Below are 14,403 nucleotides of genomic sequence, written 5' to 3'. Positions count from 1 at the left end.
GTCAGGCGCTCTCGCGATTGATCATGACGTGCTTGATCTCGGTGTACTCCTCGAGGGCGTAGACCGACATGTCCTTGCCGTTTCCGGACTGCTTGAACCCGCCGTGGGGCATCTCGGGCGTGACGGGCAGGTGGTCGTTGATCCAGACGGTGCCGAACTGCAGATCGCTCGACGCGGTCATCGCGCGCGACAGATCGTTGGTGAACACCGATGCGGCCAAGCCGTATTCGGTGTCGTTGGCCCAGGCGATCACGTCGTCGCGGTCACTGAACCGGGTCACCGAGGTGACCGGACCGAACACCTCGGTGCTGACGATCTCGTCGCCCTGCCGGGCCCCGACGACGACGGTCGGGGCGGTGTAGAAGCCGGTGCCGGGGTTGTCGCCCTGGATGAGTTCGACGTGACCGGTGGCCTTGGCGCGGTGGACGAAGCCCTCGACGCGGTCGCGGTGGGCGGCCGTGATGACCGGGCCCATCGTCGTCGTCTCCTGAGCGGTATCACCGAGATCGAGTGCCTTGACCGCCTTTTCGAGCCCGGCGACCAGATCGTCGTGCACGGACTCGTGGACGTAGAGCCGCGAGGCGGCCATGCAGTCCTGGCCGGAGTTGCAGAACGCGCCCTCGGTGATCTTGGCGACCGCCAGCTCGACGTCGGCGTCGGAGTAGACCAGCACCGGTGCCTTGCCGCCCAGTTCGAGGTGCAGCCGCTTGAGGTTGGAGTCGGCGGACGCCCGCATCAGGGCCCGGCCGGTCGCGACCGATCCGGTCAGCGAGGACATCCGCACCCGTGGGTGGGCGACCAGTCGGGCGCCGACGTCGTGGCCGTCACCGGTCACGACGTTGAACACCCCGGCGGGGAAGAGGTCCTCGGCGAGTTCGGCGAGCCGCAGGACCGAGAACGGCGTGTGCTCGGACGGCTTGAGCACCAACGTGTTTCCGGTCAGCAGAGCGGGGGAGATCTTCCAGATGGCCATGAGCAGCGGATAGTTCCACGGGGCGACGGAGCCGACGACGCCGAGCGGGTCGCGCCGGATGATGCTCGTCTTGCCGCGCACGAACTCACTCGCGGCGCGACCCTCCATGGTGCGGGCGCCCCCGGCGAAGAACCGCAGGTGGTCGGCGATCATCTCCATCTCCTCGAGAGCGAGGCCGATGGGTTTGCCGACGTTGCGCGACTCGATCTCGGCGAGCGTGCGCAGGTCGCCCTCGACGCGGTCGGCGAGGGTCAGGAACGCCTTGGCGCGCTCACCCACCGGCGTCCTGGCCCACTCGGGGAAGGCGGCCTCGGCGGCGGCCACCGCGCGGTCGACGTCGGCCACCCCGCCGTGGGCGATGTCGGCGAACGGTTCGCCGGTGGTCGGCGCGGGCACGTGATCGACGGCGCCGTCCGCGGCGTCGGTCCAGGCGCCGTCGATGAACATCTTGCGGTGAAAGGTCATGTCACTCCTTGGTCGGTGGTGTCGGACTGCCGGCCGCCATGGTCAGCAGGGCGCGTACTTCGTCTCTCGAAAGGGGTTGTTGCGCAATGGACATGTGCACCATCAGGCCCTCGACCACGACGTCGATCAGCCGTGCGGTGGCACGGTCGAAGTGCTCGGCGAGCGCGTCCTCGGCACGCTCCATCCAGCGCTGCGTCACACGCCGGGTCTCGGGTCTGCGAACGGCGTCCCCGTAGAGCTCGTAGGTCACGGCGAGCTCGCTGGGGTGGGCGGCGAGATCGTCGGTGATGGCCGCGGCGATGCAGTCGACGAGGTCGACGCCGTCGGTGCAATCCGCCAACCGCGCCTCGAAGCGGCTGGCCAGCTTGTCGACGTGGACCTCGAAGGCCCGTTGGACGATCTCGTCGAGGGTGGCGAAGTGGTAGGTGATCGACCCGAGTGGCACGTCGGCGGCGCTGCCGATGGCCCGGTGCGTGATGCCTGCGACGCCGTCGCGGGCCAGCACCTCGAGTGCGGAGGTCACGATGCGGTCCTTTCTCTCCGGGTCGTGCCGTCGGGTCCGCCGCGCTGCGGTCATGCCCACTCCTTCGTTAGGAACATTCGTACGCATCGATGCGGACAAATGTACTTAACTCCCGTGCCGCGCGCGCGACGAATCGTGGATCGTGCCGGCTACTGCGCCTCGGCGGCCGGCTCGGCCAGCTCCCGCTCGTTGAGGGCCTGCCCGACCAGCGCATAGCGCTCCGGTGCGGCCACCCGCAGGTAGAGGCCGTAGAGCAGGCCCGCCAACAGGGCCAGGAACACCAGCGACACCATGATCGCCGCCGTGACGCCGTGCACGCCGAGCAGCACGTCGAGGCTGTCGAGCGTCAGCACGAAGAACGCGCCGAGCCCGAGAATCGCCAGGATCGGGGCGATCGCCGTGTTCCACAGCCGCTTGTCGACGTCGGACCTGCGGAAGAACGCGAAGATGGCGATGCCCGCGATCAGCTGGGACAGGATGACGCCGATGGTCCCGATGCCCGTCGCCCACGTGAACAGGGTGGCGAAGGGATCCCGACCGGAGATGGCGAACACCGCGATGACGATGCCGACGGTCACGCTCTGCACGATCCCCGAGACCCACGGGGTTTGGCGGCTCGCCAGCGTCCACCCGAGCGGCTTCCACACCAAACCCTGTCTGCCGAGCGAGAATTGGTACCGTGACACGTTGTTGTGGAAGGTCACGATCGCCGCGAACGTCGCCGACACGATGAGCGTCTGGAAGATCACCGAGATGTTGTGCCCGATGATGGCGTCGCTCGCCGCGAAGATGAAGTTGCCGCCCGTGTCGTTGGCCATGCCGACCACGCGGTCGATCCCGAGGGCGTTGATGATGAGCCAGCCCGACACCGCGTACAGAATGCCCATGAACGCGATGGACAGGTACGTCGCGCGGGGGATGGTGCGGGCCGGGTCGCGGGCCTCCTCGCCGTAGATCGCCGAGCCCTCGAAGCCGATGAACGACGCGTGCGCGAACATCAGGGCCACCCCGAGGGCGCCCCCGAGCACGACGCTGGGCGCGAACGGTGCGAAGGAGAAGTGCGACACGGGAACTGACGAGTCACCGAAGATGCTGAACGCGCTGAGGATGGTGATCATCGTGACCTCGAGGGTCATGAAGACCCCGAGCACCTTCGCTCCGGAGTGGACGCCCTGCACGCCCAGGCCCAGACACAGCAGCAGTGCCACGAACGCGTAGGCCCACCACGGGATCGCGATCCCCAGCGCGGGGTTGATCAACTCCGAGGCGTAGTAGCCGAAGCCGCCGTAGAGCCCCGCCTGAATGGCGTTGTAGGCGAAGATCGCCAGGAACGCCGACCCCAGTCCGGGGATGCGGCCGAGTCCCAGTGTCACGTAGGCGTAGAACGCGCCGGCGTTAGTGACGTGCCTGCTCATCGCGACGTAGCCGACCGCGAAGATCATCAGCACCACGGCGGCGATGACGAACGCCCCCGGCATGCCGACCCCGTTGCCCGCACCGATGATGATCGGGTACAGCGCCACCACGACGGTCAACGGTGACGCCGCGGCGATGATGTAGAAGAAGATGCTCGGCACGCCGAGGCTGTTCTCCCTCAGGCCGTGGTTGCGTCGCCCGGCAGGGGGCGACGCGCCGGGCGGAGCGGACGACGGCGTCCCGGCGGGGCGTCGCGGTGGCAGGGATTGCGTGACGTTCTCCATGGTCGTTCATCTCTCGTGTCTGGGGCGGGCGAGCAGGTGCGGGTAGAGCGGTCCGTCACCCCCTCAGGTCGAGGGCGAGACCGACGAGTTGGTCCTCCTGGCCGCCGACCATCGATCGGCGGCCTGCCTCGACGAGCAGGTCACGGGTCTCGACGCCGACCTCGTCGGCGATGCGTTCGGCGTGCAGCAGGAAGCTGGAGTACACCCCGGCGAAGCCGAGCGTCAACGTCTCGCGGTCGACCCGCACGGGTCGCTGCTGCAGCGGCCGGACGATGTCGTCGGCCGCGTCCATCAGCGCGTAGAGATCGCAGCCGTGCCGCCACCCGTTCAGCTCGGCGACGGCGACGAAGGCCTCCAGCGGGCAATTGCCCGCGCCCGCACCGAGACCCGTCAGTGAGGCGTCCACGCGGTGGGCTCCCTCCTCGACGGCGACGAGTGAATTGGCCACGCCCAGAGCGAGATTGTGGTGGGCGTGCACGCCCACGGTGGTCGTGGGCGCGAGGACGTCACGGTAGGCGCGCACGCGGTCGCGCACGCCGGTCATGGTCAGGCGGCCGCCGGAGTCGGTGACGTAAACGCACTCGGCGCCGGCGTCCTCCATGATCTTCGCCTGCCCGGCCAGCCGGTCGGGCGGACTCAGGTGCGACATCATCAGGAACCCGGCGACGTCGAGACCGAGGGATCGCGCGGTGCCGATGTGCTGACGCGCGATGTCGGCCTCGGTGCAGTGGGTGGCGACGCGCACCGAGGTCACGCCGAGGTCGGCTGCGGCCCGCAGATCGTCCACGGTGCCGATGCCGGGAATGAGAAGCGTTGTCAGCCGGGCGTTCTCGATGACGTCGGCGGCGGCGGCGATCCACTCTCCGTCGGCGTGAGCGCCCGCGCCGTAGGTGAGGCTGGCGCCGGCGAGTCCGTCGCCGTGGGCGACCTCGATGGCCGCCACGCCCGCGGCGTCGAGCGCACCGGCGATGCGCCTGACGTCGGCCAGGCCGAAGGAGTGCCCGACGGCGTGCATGCCGTCGCGCAGCGTGACGTCCTGGACGTACACGTCGGCGGTCACCGGGCCGGCTCCGGGGTGCGCGCCACCAGGCGTTCGGCGACGCGCACGGCGGCGGCCGTCATGATGTCCAGGTTGCCGGCATAGGCGGGAAGATAGTCGGCCGCGCCCTCGACCTCGAGCAGGACCGTCACGTGCACCAGCTCGGCCTGCCGGGCCGCCGGGGCGACGAGACGCCGCCGGGGATCGTCCCCGGGCACCGGTGACGTCCGAATCGCTTGGGCCAGGCGATAACCCGGCACGTAGCGGGACACGTCGGCGACCATGTCGGTGACCGCCGCGGTGAGCACCGCCTCGTCGGTCGCGGACACCAACGCGGCGACGGTGTCGCGCATGAGCATCGGCGGCTCGGCCGGGTTGAGGATGATGATCGCCTTGCCCCTGGCCGCACCGCCGACGGACTCGATCGCGCGGGCCGTCGTCACGGTGAACTCGTCGATGTTGGCCCTGGTGCCCGGTCCCGCCGAGAGCGACGCGATGGACGCGACGATCTCGGCGTAGTGCACCTCGGCCACCGCGGCGAGCGCCGCCACCACCGGAATGGTGGCCTGGCCGCCGCACGTCACCATGTTGAGGTTGCGGTGTCCCGCGAGCCGCGACATGTTCACCGCGGGGACGACGAAGGGCCCGAGTGCGGCGGGGGTCAGGTCGACGACCGGGACCCCGGACCGCGCGAGGACGGCGTCGTTGACGCGGTGGGCGCCTGCGCTGGTGGCGTCGAACACGACCTCGACGCCGTCGAAGGCGTCCAGCGCGACCAGCCCGTCGACGCCGTCTGCGGTGACCGCGACGTCGAGCGCGGCCGCGCGAGCGAGACCGTCACTGCCACGGTCGATTCCGGCCATGGCGACCACGTCGAGCACCTCGGAGCGGCGCAGCTTCATCATCAGATCGGTGCCGATGTTGCCCGACCCGATGATCGCCGCCCGGTGACGCTGTGTCACGTCGTGTTCCCTTCGTCTTTCGGTCATGCAGTCGTGCCGTCGTGTCAGTTGGTGAGCGCGGACTGGGCGACGCGAGGCCGCGGCGACACCGTCACGTCGGGGGCGCTCGTCGCGACGAGCTCGTTGAGGATCGCGGCATGGCGAACCTTGTGGCGGACGAGGTCGGCGTGGAATTCGGGCTGGATCCACCCGTTGTACATGACCGCCTCGGACTCGCCGGGCTCGATCTTGAAGTACACCGGTCCCGCGACGCGGGCGATGTCGCCGGCCTCCCAGAGCCGGTTCATCCCGCCGAAGGACTCGAAGGTCTCGGCCCAGACGTCCAGGGGGATGTCGACCGCCTGGCGGATCGCCGCGAGCATCGGGCGGCTGAGGTCGCCGACGGGGTTGACGCTGTCGGCGCCGAGGTCCTGCAGGATCCGGATGGAGGCGGGGTTCGCGTGCCCGGCGTAGACCGAGATCTTGAACGTCGCGTCGGCGGGGACGTGGCCGGCGTCGCGGGCCTTGTTGAGGATGTCGAGAACGCCTTCGTCCCAGACCAATACGCCCCGGATGCCCGTCGAGAAGATGCGCAGGTAGTCGTCGAGCAGGTAGCGAACGTTGTCCAGACCGCGGACGCGGCGGCCCCCGGCCTGACCCTCGGTGCTCAGCGCCTGGCGTCCGAGGTCCCACCCGGTCCGCGGCCCCGGCACGGCGACGAGGTCGATGCCGTGCTCGGTCGCCAGCGCGGAGACGTCACTCAGTTCGGAGGTGCTCAGCAGCGTCGTGCCGCCGCCGAAGGCGATCACGCGGTGGATGAAGACGTCGTGGCGCTCGGCCTCCTCGAGCATGGCCTCCAGTGTCGAAAGGCGTTCCACGCCAGAGATTTCCAAGCGGTACTTGCCACCATCAACGAAGGCCTTGCCCGAGGGGGTGAGGGCGTAGTCGTCGGCCGCGAGGAGGTCTTGGGCGGCCAGGATGCTGGCTCCGTCGACCGTGGCGATGCGGCTGTCGGCTGCGGGGGGCATGACGTTCTCCTTTGGTAATTTCACTCAGTGATATTCAACTGCGCTGAATGAAAACCTACGAGACGTCGCGGGAGCTGTCAACAGGAACCGACCCTGCACTGGCTACTGGTAACCTTCACTCAGTGAAAGCAGCAGTGGATACCGAGAAGTCGTCCGGCATGATCGGCGTCGAACGCACCGCCAAGATCCTGTCGGCGGTGGGGGACTCCGACATCGGTAATCTGACCGAAATCGCAAGGCGCACAGGGCTGAACGAGGCCACCGTGCTGCGCTACCTCAACAGCCTCTGCGCGCTCGGATACGTCGAGCGCTTCAACGCCAACCAGTACCGACTGGGATGGGAGATCTTCCGCCTCGGGCAGCGCGCCTTCGCGAATCAGGTGCCGTCGGACGCGGTGCTCCCCACCATGGAGCGCCTGGTGAACGAATTCAACGAGACCGTGAACTTCGCCGTCCATCGCGACCACGGCGTCGTCATCCTCGACGTCGTCGAGGGCAGGCGCGCGGTCAAGAAGGTGAGCGACGTCGGACAGACCGACCCCTGGCACGCGTCCGCGCTGGGCAAGGCGCTGCTGGCCACCATGCCCGACAGCGTCTGGCGTGACGTCGTCGCCACGGCCGGGCTGCCGGAGTTGACGACGCACACGATCACGTCGATGAAGAAGATGGCCGCCGAGATCAAGGACATTCGCGATCGCGGCTTCGCCGTCGACCGCGAGGAGGCCGCCGAGGAACTCACCTGCGTGGCGGCGGCGGTGCCGTCCTCCCGCGGCGGGCCGTCCCGTTACGCGCTGAGCATCAGCTTCCTGACGCACCGGCTCGATCCCGAGACCCTGGAGCACGCGGGCACCCGGGTCATCGCCGCGGCCCGCGAGATCGCCGCCAAGCTGCCGTAGGAGCGTCAGGCCGTGGCGGGTTGGCGTCGCTCCTGCACGATGACCGCGGCCAGGCAGACTGCCGACAGCACTGCGATGGCGACGGCGAAACTGACTCCCGCCGTACGCAATCCGAGGTGCTGGGCGGCCAGGCCCTCGCCGAGCACCGGCAGCGAGATCGCGACGTACGCCACCACGAAGTAGGTCGAGCTGACCTCGGCGCGGCGGTCGGCCGGGGTGAGTTCGGCGACGGCGGCCAGACCGCGGCTGAAGCTGATGCCCTGTCCGACACCGGCGATGGCCGCGGCGACGATCAGCCCCGGCAGCGACGCGACGTACAGGGCGCCGGCCAGCACCAGCATGCCGACGACCAGGATGGCGCAGCCGATGGCAACCGCGCGCTGGGCGGGCAGCCGTCCGGCGACGAGCTGAGCCAGCGCCGACGCCAGGAAGATCGACCCCGCGACCGCCCCCGCCACGGCGTGATCGCCGATGCCGATCACGCCGGAGACGAACGACGGCGCCACCGAGGTGAACAGACCCATGACGGCGAAACCCGCGAAGGCCGCCGTGGCGGCGGTCGCGAAGACCTGGCGCACCTCGCGGGGAACCCTGAGGCGCTGCACGACGATTCGGCCGGTGCGTCCCGAGGTCTCCGGCGACAACAGGATGGTGCCGACGGCCAGCAGGACCAGCACGGCGTGCACGGCGAAGGACAGCTGCAGCGGCCGCGGCGCGTACTGCACCAGCACGCCCGCGAGCACGGGCCCCAGGCCGAGGCCGCCGACGTTGGCGATCGTGGCGGCGACCGACGCGCGTTGCCGGTGCGATTCCGGTGCAGCCTCCACGACCGCGGCCGTCGCAGTGCCGGTGAAGACGCCCGCGGACAGACCGGATAGCAGGCGGCCGACGAGCAGCAGGCCGATGTCGTCGGCGAACAGGAACACGATGCTGCTGACCAGGGCGAACCCGGCGCCGGCCAGCAGCACGGGCCGCCGGCCGATCGCGTCCGACCACCGACCGAACAGCAGCAGCGCGGCCAACACGCCGACGGCGTAGGTCGCGAAGATCACCGTCGTGGTGAACACGGCGAAGTGCATCTGGCTGGAGTACAGCGCGTACATGGGCGTCGGCAGCGTCGTGCCCAGCATGATGGCGCTGAAGGCGAAGGCGAGCAGGGCGAAGCCGTACCGCCCGCGGGCGGACGCGGGCGGTGGCGCGGTCACTCGGACAACTCTAGCCAGGCGCCCAGACTGCGGATTTCGCCTGGATCTCGTCACGTTCCGCAGGGTCGGCCGGGCGCCGGGCGCGGCCGGGCGATTCGCCTAGACTGGCCCGATGGCGAAGCTGCAATTGGTTCAGGACCCCGCGGCCGACGAGTTGCTGGAGTCCAACCCCTTCGCGCTGCTGGTGGGGATGATGCTCGACCAGCAGATCCCGATGGAAGTCGCCTTCGCGGGTCCGCGCAAGCTCGCCGATCGCATGGGTGGGCTGGACGCGCAGGCCGTCGCCGACTACGAGCCCGAGGCATTCGCCGCACTGTTCTCGGAAAAGCCTGCGGTGCACCGGTTTCCGGGCTCGATGGCCAAACGGCTGCAGACGTTGGCGCAGACCATCGTCGACGAGTACGGCGGCGACGTCGTCGCGCTGTGGACGGCCGATGACCCCGACGGGCCCGAGGTGCTGCGGCGGCTCAAGGCGCTACCCGGGTTCGGCGAGCAGAAGGCCAAGATCTTCCTGGCGTTGCTAGGCAAGCAGTACGGCGTGACGCCGCAGGGCTGGCGCGAGGCTGCCGGCGCGTACGGCGAGGCCGGCACGCACATGTCGATCGCCGACGTCGTCGACGCGGGCTCACTGGAGAAGGTGCGTTCCTACAAGAAGGCCGCGAAGGCCAAGGCGAAGGCCTAGCTCGACTCTGCCCTGACGGCGGGGTCCGCGCCCGAGCACTCGCACATCCGCGCCAAGACCGCAGAGTCGACGCTAGAACGCGTCGCCGTCGAAGCGCTCGCGGGTGACGAACTCCTCGACGGCCTTGCGCTTGAGCTTGCTGACCTGGTGCACCGGCTTGCCGAGCGGGACGACCGCGGCGACGGCGTAACCGTCGGGAATGCTGAGCAACTCCCGTACGCGGGGCTCCTCGGCGATCGACATCGTGTTCGTGACCCCGCCGAATCCCTCGTTGCGCGCGGCCAACAGCACGTTCCAGACGAACGGATAGACCGACGCGCCGCTGATCACGCCGATGCGGTCGAGGTGCTGATCGGTGGCGGCGACCACGCCGAGGTCGACGCACATCACCAGCACGACCGGCGCCTCGGTCAGCGGTGCGATCATCGCGTCGGGCGGCTCGGTCGCCGCGACGGTGGCATCGTCGACGCCGCACGGCCGCAATGGATTCCACGGTGACTCGCCGTGAGCCAACTGGGCGACGTACCGCCTGGCCGCCGGGCGGGACAGCTCGGCGAGGCGCTCGCGGGTCGGGCCGTCACGGACCACGATGACGCGCACGCCCTGGCGGTTGCCGCCGCTCGGGGCGAAGCGGGCGTTGTCCAGGATGCGCTCGAGCACGTCGTCGGGCAGCGGGTCGTCGGTGAACCGTCGAACGGCTCCGGTCGTGCGCATTACGTCGTACAGCTCCATGCCCCCATCATCCTCGTGGGATCGTGAGGCATGGCGAAAACACACTTGAGCTGTCCCTGCGGGGAGGCCATCACCGGTTCGGACGAAGACGACCTCGTCGAGAAGGCTCAGACGCATCTCGCGGAGGCGCACCCCGGCCGGGAGTACGACCGCGAGATGATCCTCTTCATGGCCTACTGACCCCTTCGTCGCGGGGGAGGAGCAGCGTCACGGAACGACGGTCGAACCGATCGTCGGCATGAACTGGCACTGCTTGTCGGTCGTGGTGACCTGGCCGAAGATCGTGGACATGACGCTGCCCGAGCCGGTGTCGGCGATGACGGTCAGGGTGGTCGGACCCGCCGGGTTGATGTCGGCCTGCGGCTTGAGGGTCGCGGTGCCGGACTTGCCGGTCGTCAGGTTGACCCACGTGACGTTCAGCGGCAACTTTTGCTCGGCGGCGGGTCCGGGCGTGCCCATCGCGGTGAACACGTAGGCCGTCTGGCCCGGCCCGGGGCCCGGCTTCGGGATGGATGCGGGGCCCGCCACCGAGATGGCCGACGCGAGGACGTTTCCGCCATCGGCGAGGCATCCGTTGCTGATCGACGGATACATGAAGTCCTGCGTCGTCGGCGCGTCGGGTCCGAAGCCGGGCGCGGGGGCAGGGGCGGGCGCCGATGCGGCGTCGGGTCCCGGCACGGCGGCCGCGGCGGGGGTGGCGTCGGGCGCGGGTGCGGGGTCCGGTGCGGGAGCCGGATCGGGTGCGGGGGCAGGCGCGGGGGCGGCTTCGGGGGCCGGCGCGGGCGCGGCTTCGGGTGCGGGGGCGGGCGCGGCCTGGGGTGCGGGCGCGACGACGGGCGCGGCTTGCGGTGCGGGGGCGGGTGCGGCCTGCGGGGCCGGCGCGGGTGCGGCGGCCGGTGGTGCGGGTGCCGGAGCCGGCGCGGCGAGCGGTGCGGCGTCTGGCGCCGGCCCTGCCGCGTGGGCAGGGTCCACGCCCTGCGGGAGGTGCGCCTCGGTTCCGGGGACCGCACCTACCGCAGGGACGTGTGCTACCTGTGGGTCGGCGACGAACTGGTTGACCGCCGCCGCCATGTTCTTCGAATCCGACGGCGCCGCAGTGTTACCCGCGAACGCCGCCGCTGCTGCCATCAACATCGACACCGCGTTCGACGGGTCGCTCGCCGCCTGCTGGATGGCAGGCGCCAAGCTCTGCATCGCGGGAAGGCCGGGAGCCTGAAGGCCACTGATCGGGATCGGCAGCGGCGACCCGGGCTCCGCATGCACGACCGGTTGGCCGCACAGCGTCAGCGCGGCCGACGCACCGAGTGCGATCAGAAGCGTTCTCTTCGATGGCATGACTCTCCCGTGCTCGGTGTGGTTTCAGGCGTGGTTGGCGAAGGATCAGGGCAGTCCGGAGACCGGGAAGAACAGCGGGGCCAGACCGTCGGTCGCAGCCGTCAACCCGTTGGACGCCGCGGGTGCCGCGGCGGCGACCGCGGGTGCCGCAGCGGCAGCGGGCACGGCGGCCGCGGCCGGAACCGCCGCGGGCGCCTTCGGCAGGAGACCGGCGAGCGGGCTACCGGCGGGCATCAGCGACGCCAGGTCCGCGGGGAAGCTGAGCTGCTTGGGCAGCGGCAGCGGATTTCCGGGGACCTGCGGGATCTGCACGTCGGCCGACGGGATCATCCCGGCGGGTGCGGCGGCGGGCGCGGCGGCCGGTGCTGCGGCCGGCGCGGCGGGTGCCTGGGGCAGGGTGACCGATGCGGTCGCCGCGGGTGCCGGTGCGGCGGCGGGTGCGGCGGCGGGCGCCGTACCGCCTCCGGTCAACACCGACGCGATGGTCTGCAGCATGGCCGGGTTGAGTTGGCTGAGGAACGGAATCGCCGGCGCGGGGGCGGGCGCAGGCGCGGGGTCGGCAGCGGCGGTGGCGCTGCACAGCAGCGCTCCCGGGACCGCGCACGCGGCCGCAATCACGCTGGTAGCTAACAGTTTTCTGGTGAGGCGCATGGTTCTCCCAATCGGTGGACGGCTCGTCTGAACCGAAGCTACGGCGTTACTGGAGTTACTCAAGTGACACGTGTGGCATTTATGCAACCGTTACTGACACGACGGACGATGGTGACCCGGGCCGTCCGCCCGACGCCCGACGACGAGCCCGTGGGCGCTGGAAAACTAGAGTCGACGGATCACCAGACAGTCAGAGGTACACACCGGCTCCACCGGCGCGCCGCCGCGGAGCCGACTCGCGGCGATGGCGCCGTATCTGCTCGCGCTCAGCCTGGCCGCGCGGTTCGCCGTGACCTACCTCGTGCCGAACGGCACCAACTTCATCGATCTCCACGTCTACGTCGACGGCGCGGCGGCCATGGCCCACGGCGGTCTCTACGACTTCGTGTATCACCCCGCGACGCCGCCGCTACCGCTGCAGTTCACCTATCCGCCCTTCGCCGCGCTGATGTTCTTCCCGCTGCACCTGCTGCCGTTCTGGTTCGTGGGCCTTGGCTGGCAACTGGGCATCGTGGCAGCGCTCTACGGATCGGCCGACCTGACGCTGCGGTTGCTGGGCCGCCCCGACGTGCGGCTCGCGATGGCCTGGACCGCGCTCGCGGTGTGGTTCGAGCCGGTGCGCCACCTATTCGAACTCGGTCAGATCGGGGCGTTGCTGATGTTCGCCGTGCTGCTGGCGGTGAATACCCGGCGCTGGTGGGCGGCGGGCCTGCTGGTGGGGCTGGCAGCGGGGCTGAAGCTGACCCCGGCGGTGGCGGGCCTCTACTTCGCGGGCGCCCGCAGGTGGCGCGCCGTGCTCTGTTCGGCGGTCGTGTTCTGCGCGACGGTCGCGCTGTCGATCGTCGTCGGCGGCGCGCAGGCCCGCTTCTACTTCACGGACCTGCTCGGCAACGCCGACCGCGTCGGCGTCGTGGACACCCCGATGAACCAGTCGCTGCGCGGCGTCCTTGGCTACCTGGCGGGCCACGACGTGCACTCCGGTCCGCCGCTCGTCGCCGCGATCGCCGGCACCGCGGCACTCACTGCGCTGGCGTGGTGGCGCATCGGGGCCGCCGACCCGCTCGGCCGCATCGTCGTCGTCATGACGTTCGGGTTGCTGATCTCGCCGATCAGCTGGACGCACCACTGGGTGTGGATGCTGCCGCTGGCCATGTGGCTGGTGCTCGGGCGGCCGCGCCGGGGTGCGCGGATCGTCGGCTGGGCGTGGGTGGTGCTGGCCTACCTCGGCGCGCCGTGGTTGGTGACGTTCGCCGCCGCGGGCGGGCACCTCACCGGGCGGCCGTGGTACGCGGACGTCGCTGGCTCGCTGTACGTGCTGGCGGCCGTGGCGACCCTGGCCTACCTCGCGTGGGTCAGCCCACGATCCGATCGATGTCGCGCGCCATCGCCACGTCCCTGTCCGTGATACCGCCCTCGGAATGGGTGACGAGCGCGAAAGTGACTGTCCGCCAACGGATGTCGATGTCCGGGTGATGGTCTTCGCGCTCCGCGTGCTCGGCGACGCGACGGACGGCGTCGATGCCGGCGAGGAATTCCGGGAAGTCGATGGACCGCCGCAGTGCCCCGTCGGCACGCTTCCAGCCGTTCAGCCCGGACAGCGCAGCGTCGACCTCGTCGTCGGATAGGACAGCCATGACTCGACGGTATACCGTCGCTGCGTGTCGAACCAGATCGTCGTCGCGGGCGCCCTCATCTGCGACGCGACTCTGCTAGTGGCCCAACGGAACCGGCCACCGGATCTCGCCGGGTTGTGGGAGCTGCCCGGCGGCAAGGTCGCCGCGGGAGAGAGCGAGGCCGACGCCCTGGCCCGCGAACTCGACGAGGAACTCGGCATCACGGTCACCGTCGGCGCGCGACTCGGCGCCGACGTGACGCTGAACGAGCGCACCGTCCTGCGGGCGTACCTGGTGACCCGTACCGCCGGCAGCGTCGAGGCGCACGATCACCGCGCGCTGCGCTGGGTGGGTGCCGACGATCTCGACGATCTCGCGTGGGTGCCCGCCGACCGCGGCTGGGTCCCCGATCTGGTTGCCGCTCTGCGGACGCGGTGACACGTCGAGACGAGTGACGTGACGCACACGGGGCCAGGCCCGGACCCCACCGATCGCGCCCTGGGCCGGACGGCCCCTCGATGCCGCGGGGAGCGAGCGCCGCGTCGCGACGGCCCGGGTGCGTCCCGTGGTGGGCCGTCGTACGGCGGAGCGCTGCCGACCGGGCCGCACTCAGCGAAAGG

Annotated in this window: 16 protein-coding genes; 5 read left to right on the top strand and 11 right to left on the bottom strand. The window is 70.3% G+C overall.

Going from position 1 to position 14,403, the window contains the following annotated elements; genetic code table 11:
- Position 1 precedes the first annotated feature (1 nt).
- From G6N60_RS20905 to G6N60_RS20880, 6 genes are all read right to left on the bottom strand, one after another.
- Entirely contained in the window at positions 2-1,438 is a 1,437-nt protein-coding gene (locus tag G6N60_RS20905; protein ID WP_163740850.1) for an aminobutyraldehyde dehydrogenase, read from the bottom strand.
- 1 nt (position 1,439) lies between these two features.
- Positions 1,440-1,961, bottom strand: a complete 522-nt coding sequence (locus tag G6N60_RS20900) for a TetR/AcrR family transcriptional regulator (RefSeq protein ID WP_163740848.1) — start codon at positions 1,959-1,961, stop codon at positions 1,440-1,442.
- Between the two features lie 149 nt (positions 1,962-2,110).
- The gene (locus tag G6N60_RS20895) at positions 2,111-3,661 is read right to left on the bottom strand and encodes an APC family permease (RefSeq protein WP_163740846.1); all 1,551 of its coding nucleotides are present in this window, start codon (positions 3,659-3,661) and stop codon (positions 2,111-2,113) included.
- 55 nt (positions 3,662-3,716) lie between these two features.
- Entirely contained in the window at positions 3,717-4,721 is a 1,005-nt protein-coding gene (gene dmpG / locus G6N60_RS20890) for a 4-hydroxy-2-oxovalerate aldolase (RefSeq protein WP_163740844.1), read from the bottom strand.
- Complete coding sequence (locus tag G6N60_RS20885; protein WP_163740842.1) at positions 4,718-5,689, bottom strand: acetaldehyde dehydrogenase (acetylating); 972 nt, start codon at positions 5,687-5,689, stop codon at positions 4,718-4,720. Before G6N60_RS20885 ends, dmpG begins: the two co-directional genes overlap by 4 nt.
- 17 nt (positions 5,690-5,706) lie before the next feature.
- Positions 5,707-6,669: a hypothetical protein gene (locus tag G6N60_RS20880; protein WP_163740839.1), complete on the bottom strand. Its 963-nt coding sequence runs from the start codon at positions 6,667-6,669 to the stop codon at positions 5,707-5,709.
- Between the two features lie 122 nt (positions 6,670-6,791).
- On the opposite strand from G6N60_RS20880, the gene G6N60_RS20875 reads away from it, so the two are divergent.
- A complete protein-coding gene (locus G6N60_RS20875) occupies positions 6,792-7,565 on the top strand; it encodes an IclR family transcriptional regulator (protein ID WP_163740837.1) in 774 nt (257 codons plus the stop codon).
- 5 nt (positions 7,566-7,570) lie between these two features.
- On the opposite strand, the gene G6N60_RS20870 is transcribed toward G6N60_RS20875, so the two are convergent.
- Positions 7,571-8,770 (bottom strand): MFS transporter, encoded by a 1,200-nt coding sequence (locus G6N60_RS20870; protein ID WP_263992098.1) that lies wholly within the window; start codon positions 8,768-8,770, stop codon positions 7,571-7,573.
- Between the two features lie 112 nt (positions 8,771-8,882).
- Here G6N60_RS20870 and G6N60_RS20865 point away from each other — a divergent pair, with 112 nt between their 5' ends.
- Complete coding sequence (locus tag G6N60_RS20865) at positions 8,883-9,452, top strand: HhH-GPD-type base excision DNA repair protein (RefSeq protein WP_163740835.1); 570 nt, start codon at positions 8,883-8,885, stop codon at positions 9,450-9,452.
- A 72-nt stretch (positions 9,453-9,524) separates the two neighbouring features.
- Here G6N60_RS20865 and G6N60_RS20860 read toward each other — a convergent pair whose 3' ends face one another.
- Positions 9,525-10,184, bottom strand: a complete 660-nt coding sequence (locus G6N60_RS20860; RefSeq protein WP_163740833.1) for a nitroreductase family protein — start codon at positions 10,182-10,184, stop codon at positions 9,525-9,527.
- Between the two features lie 30 nt (positions 10,185-10,214).
- Between G6N60_RS20860 and G6N60_RS20855 the strand changes: the two genes are divergently transcribed.
- Positions 10,215-10,364, top strand: coding sequence for a DUF1059 domain-containing protein (locus G6N60_RS20855; protein ID WP_163740831.1), 150 nt, complete (start codon positions 10,215-10,217; stop codon positions 10,362-10,364).
- A 27-nt stretch (positions 10,365-10,391) separates the two neighbouring features.
- On the opposite strand, the gene G6N60_RS20850 is transcribed toward G6N60_RS20855, so the two are convergent.
- On the bottom strand, positions 10,392-11,519 hold the full coding sequence (locus G6N60_RS20850) for an Rv1157c family protein (protein WP_163740829.1): 1,128 nt from the start codon (positions 11,517-11,519) through the stop codon (positions 10,392-10,394).
- A gap of 45 nt (positions 11,520-11,564) precedes the next feature.
- A complete protein-coding gene (locus G6N60_RS20845; RefSeq protein WP_407665257.1) occupies positions 11,565-12,137 on the bottom strand; it encodes a hypothetical protein in 573 nt (190 codons plus the stop codon).
- A 277-nt stretch (positions 12,138-12,414) separates the two neighbouring features.
- Here G6N60_RS20845 and G6N60_RS20840 point away from each other — a divergent pair, with 277 nt between their 5' ends.
- Positions 12,415-13,575: a mannosyltransferase gene (locus G6N60_RS20840; protein ID WP_163740824.1), complete on the top strand. Its 1,161-nt coding sequence runs from the start codon at positions 12,415-12,417 to the stop codon at positions 13,573-13,575.
- Here the strand turns inward: G6N60_RS20840 and G6N60_RS20835 are convergent.
- The gene (locus G6N60_RS20835) at positions 13,523-13,804 is read right to left on the bottom strand and encodes a 4a-hydroxytetrahydrobiopterin dehydratase (RefSeq protein WP_163740822.1); all 282 of its coding nucleotides are present in this window, start codon (positions 13,802-13,804) and stop codon (positions 13,523-13,525) included. The two genes, G6N60_RS20840 and G6N60_RS20835, sit on opposite strands and share 53 nt — an antisense overlap.
- A gap of 24 nt (positions 13,805-13,828) precedes the next feature.
- On the opposite strand from G6N60_RS20835, the gene G6N60_RS20830 reads away from it, so the two are divergent.
- Positions 13,829-14,221, top strand: coding sequence for a (deoxy)nucleoside triphosphate pyrophosphohydrolase (locus G6N60_RS20830; protein ID WP_163740820.1), 393 nt, complete (start codon positions 13,829-13,831; stop codon positions 14,219-14,221).
- Positions 14,222-14,403 lie beyond the last annotated feature (182 nt).

Source organism: Mycolicibacterium madagascariense, from assembly GCF_010729665.1.
Taxonomy (GTDB): Bacteria; Actinomycetota; Actinomycetes; order Mycobacteriales; family Mycobacteriaceae; genus Mycobacterium; species Mycobacterium madagascariense.
The sequence above is the reverse complement of the archived record's forward strand: the minus strand, read 5'-3'. Positions and strand labels throughout refer to the sequence as shown.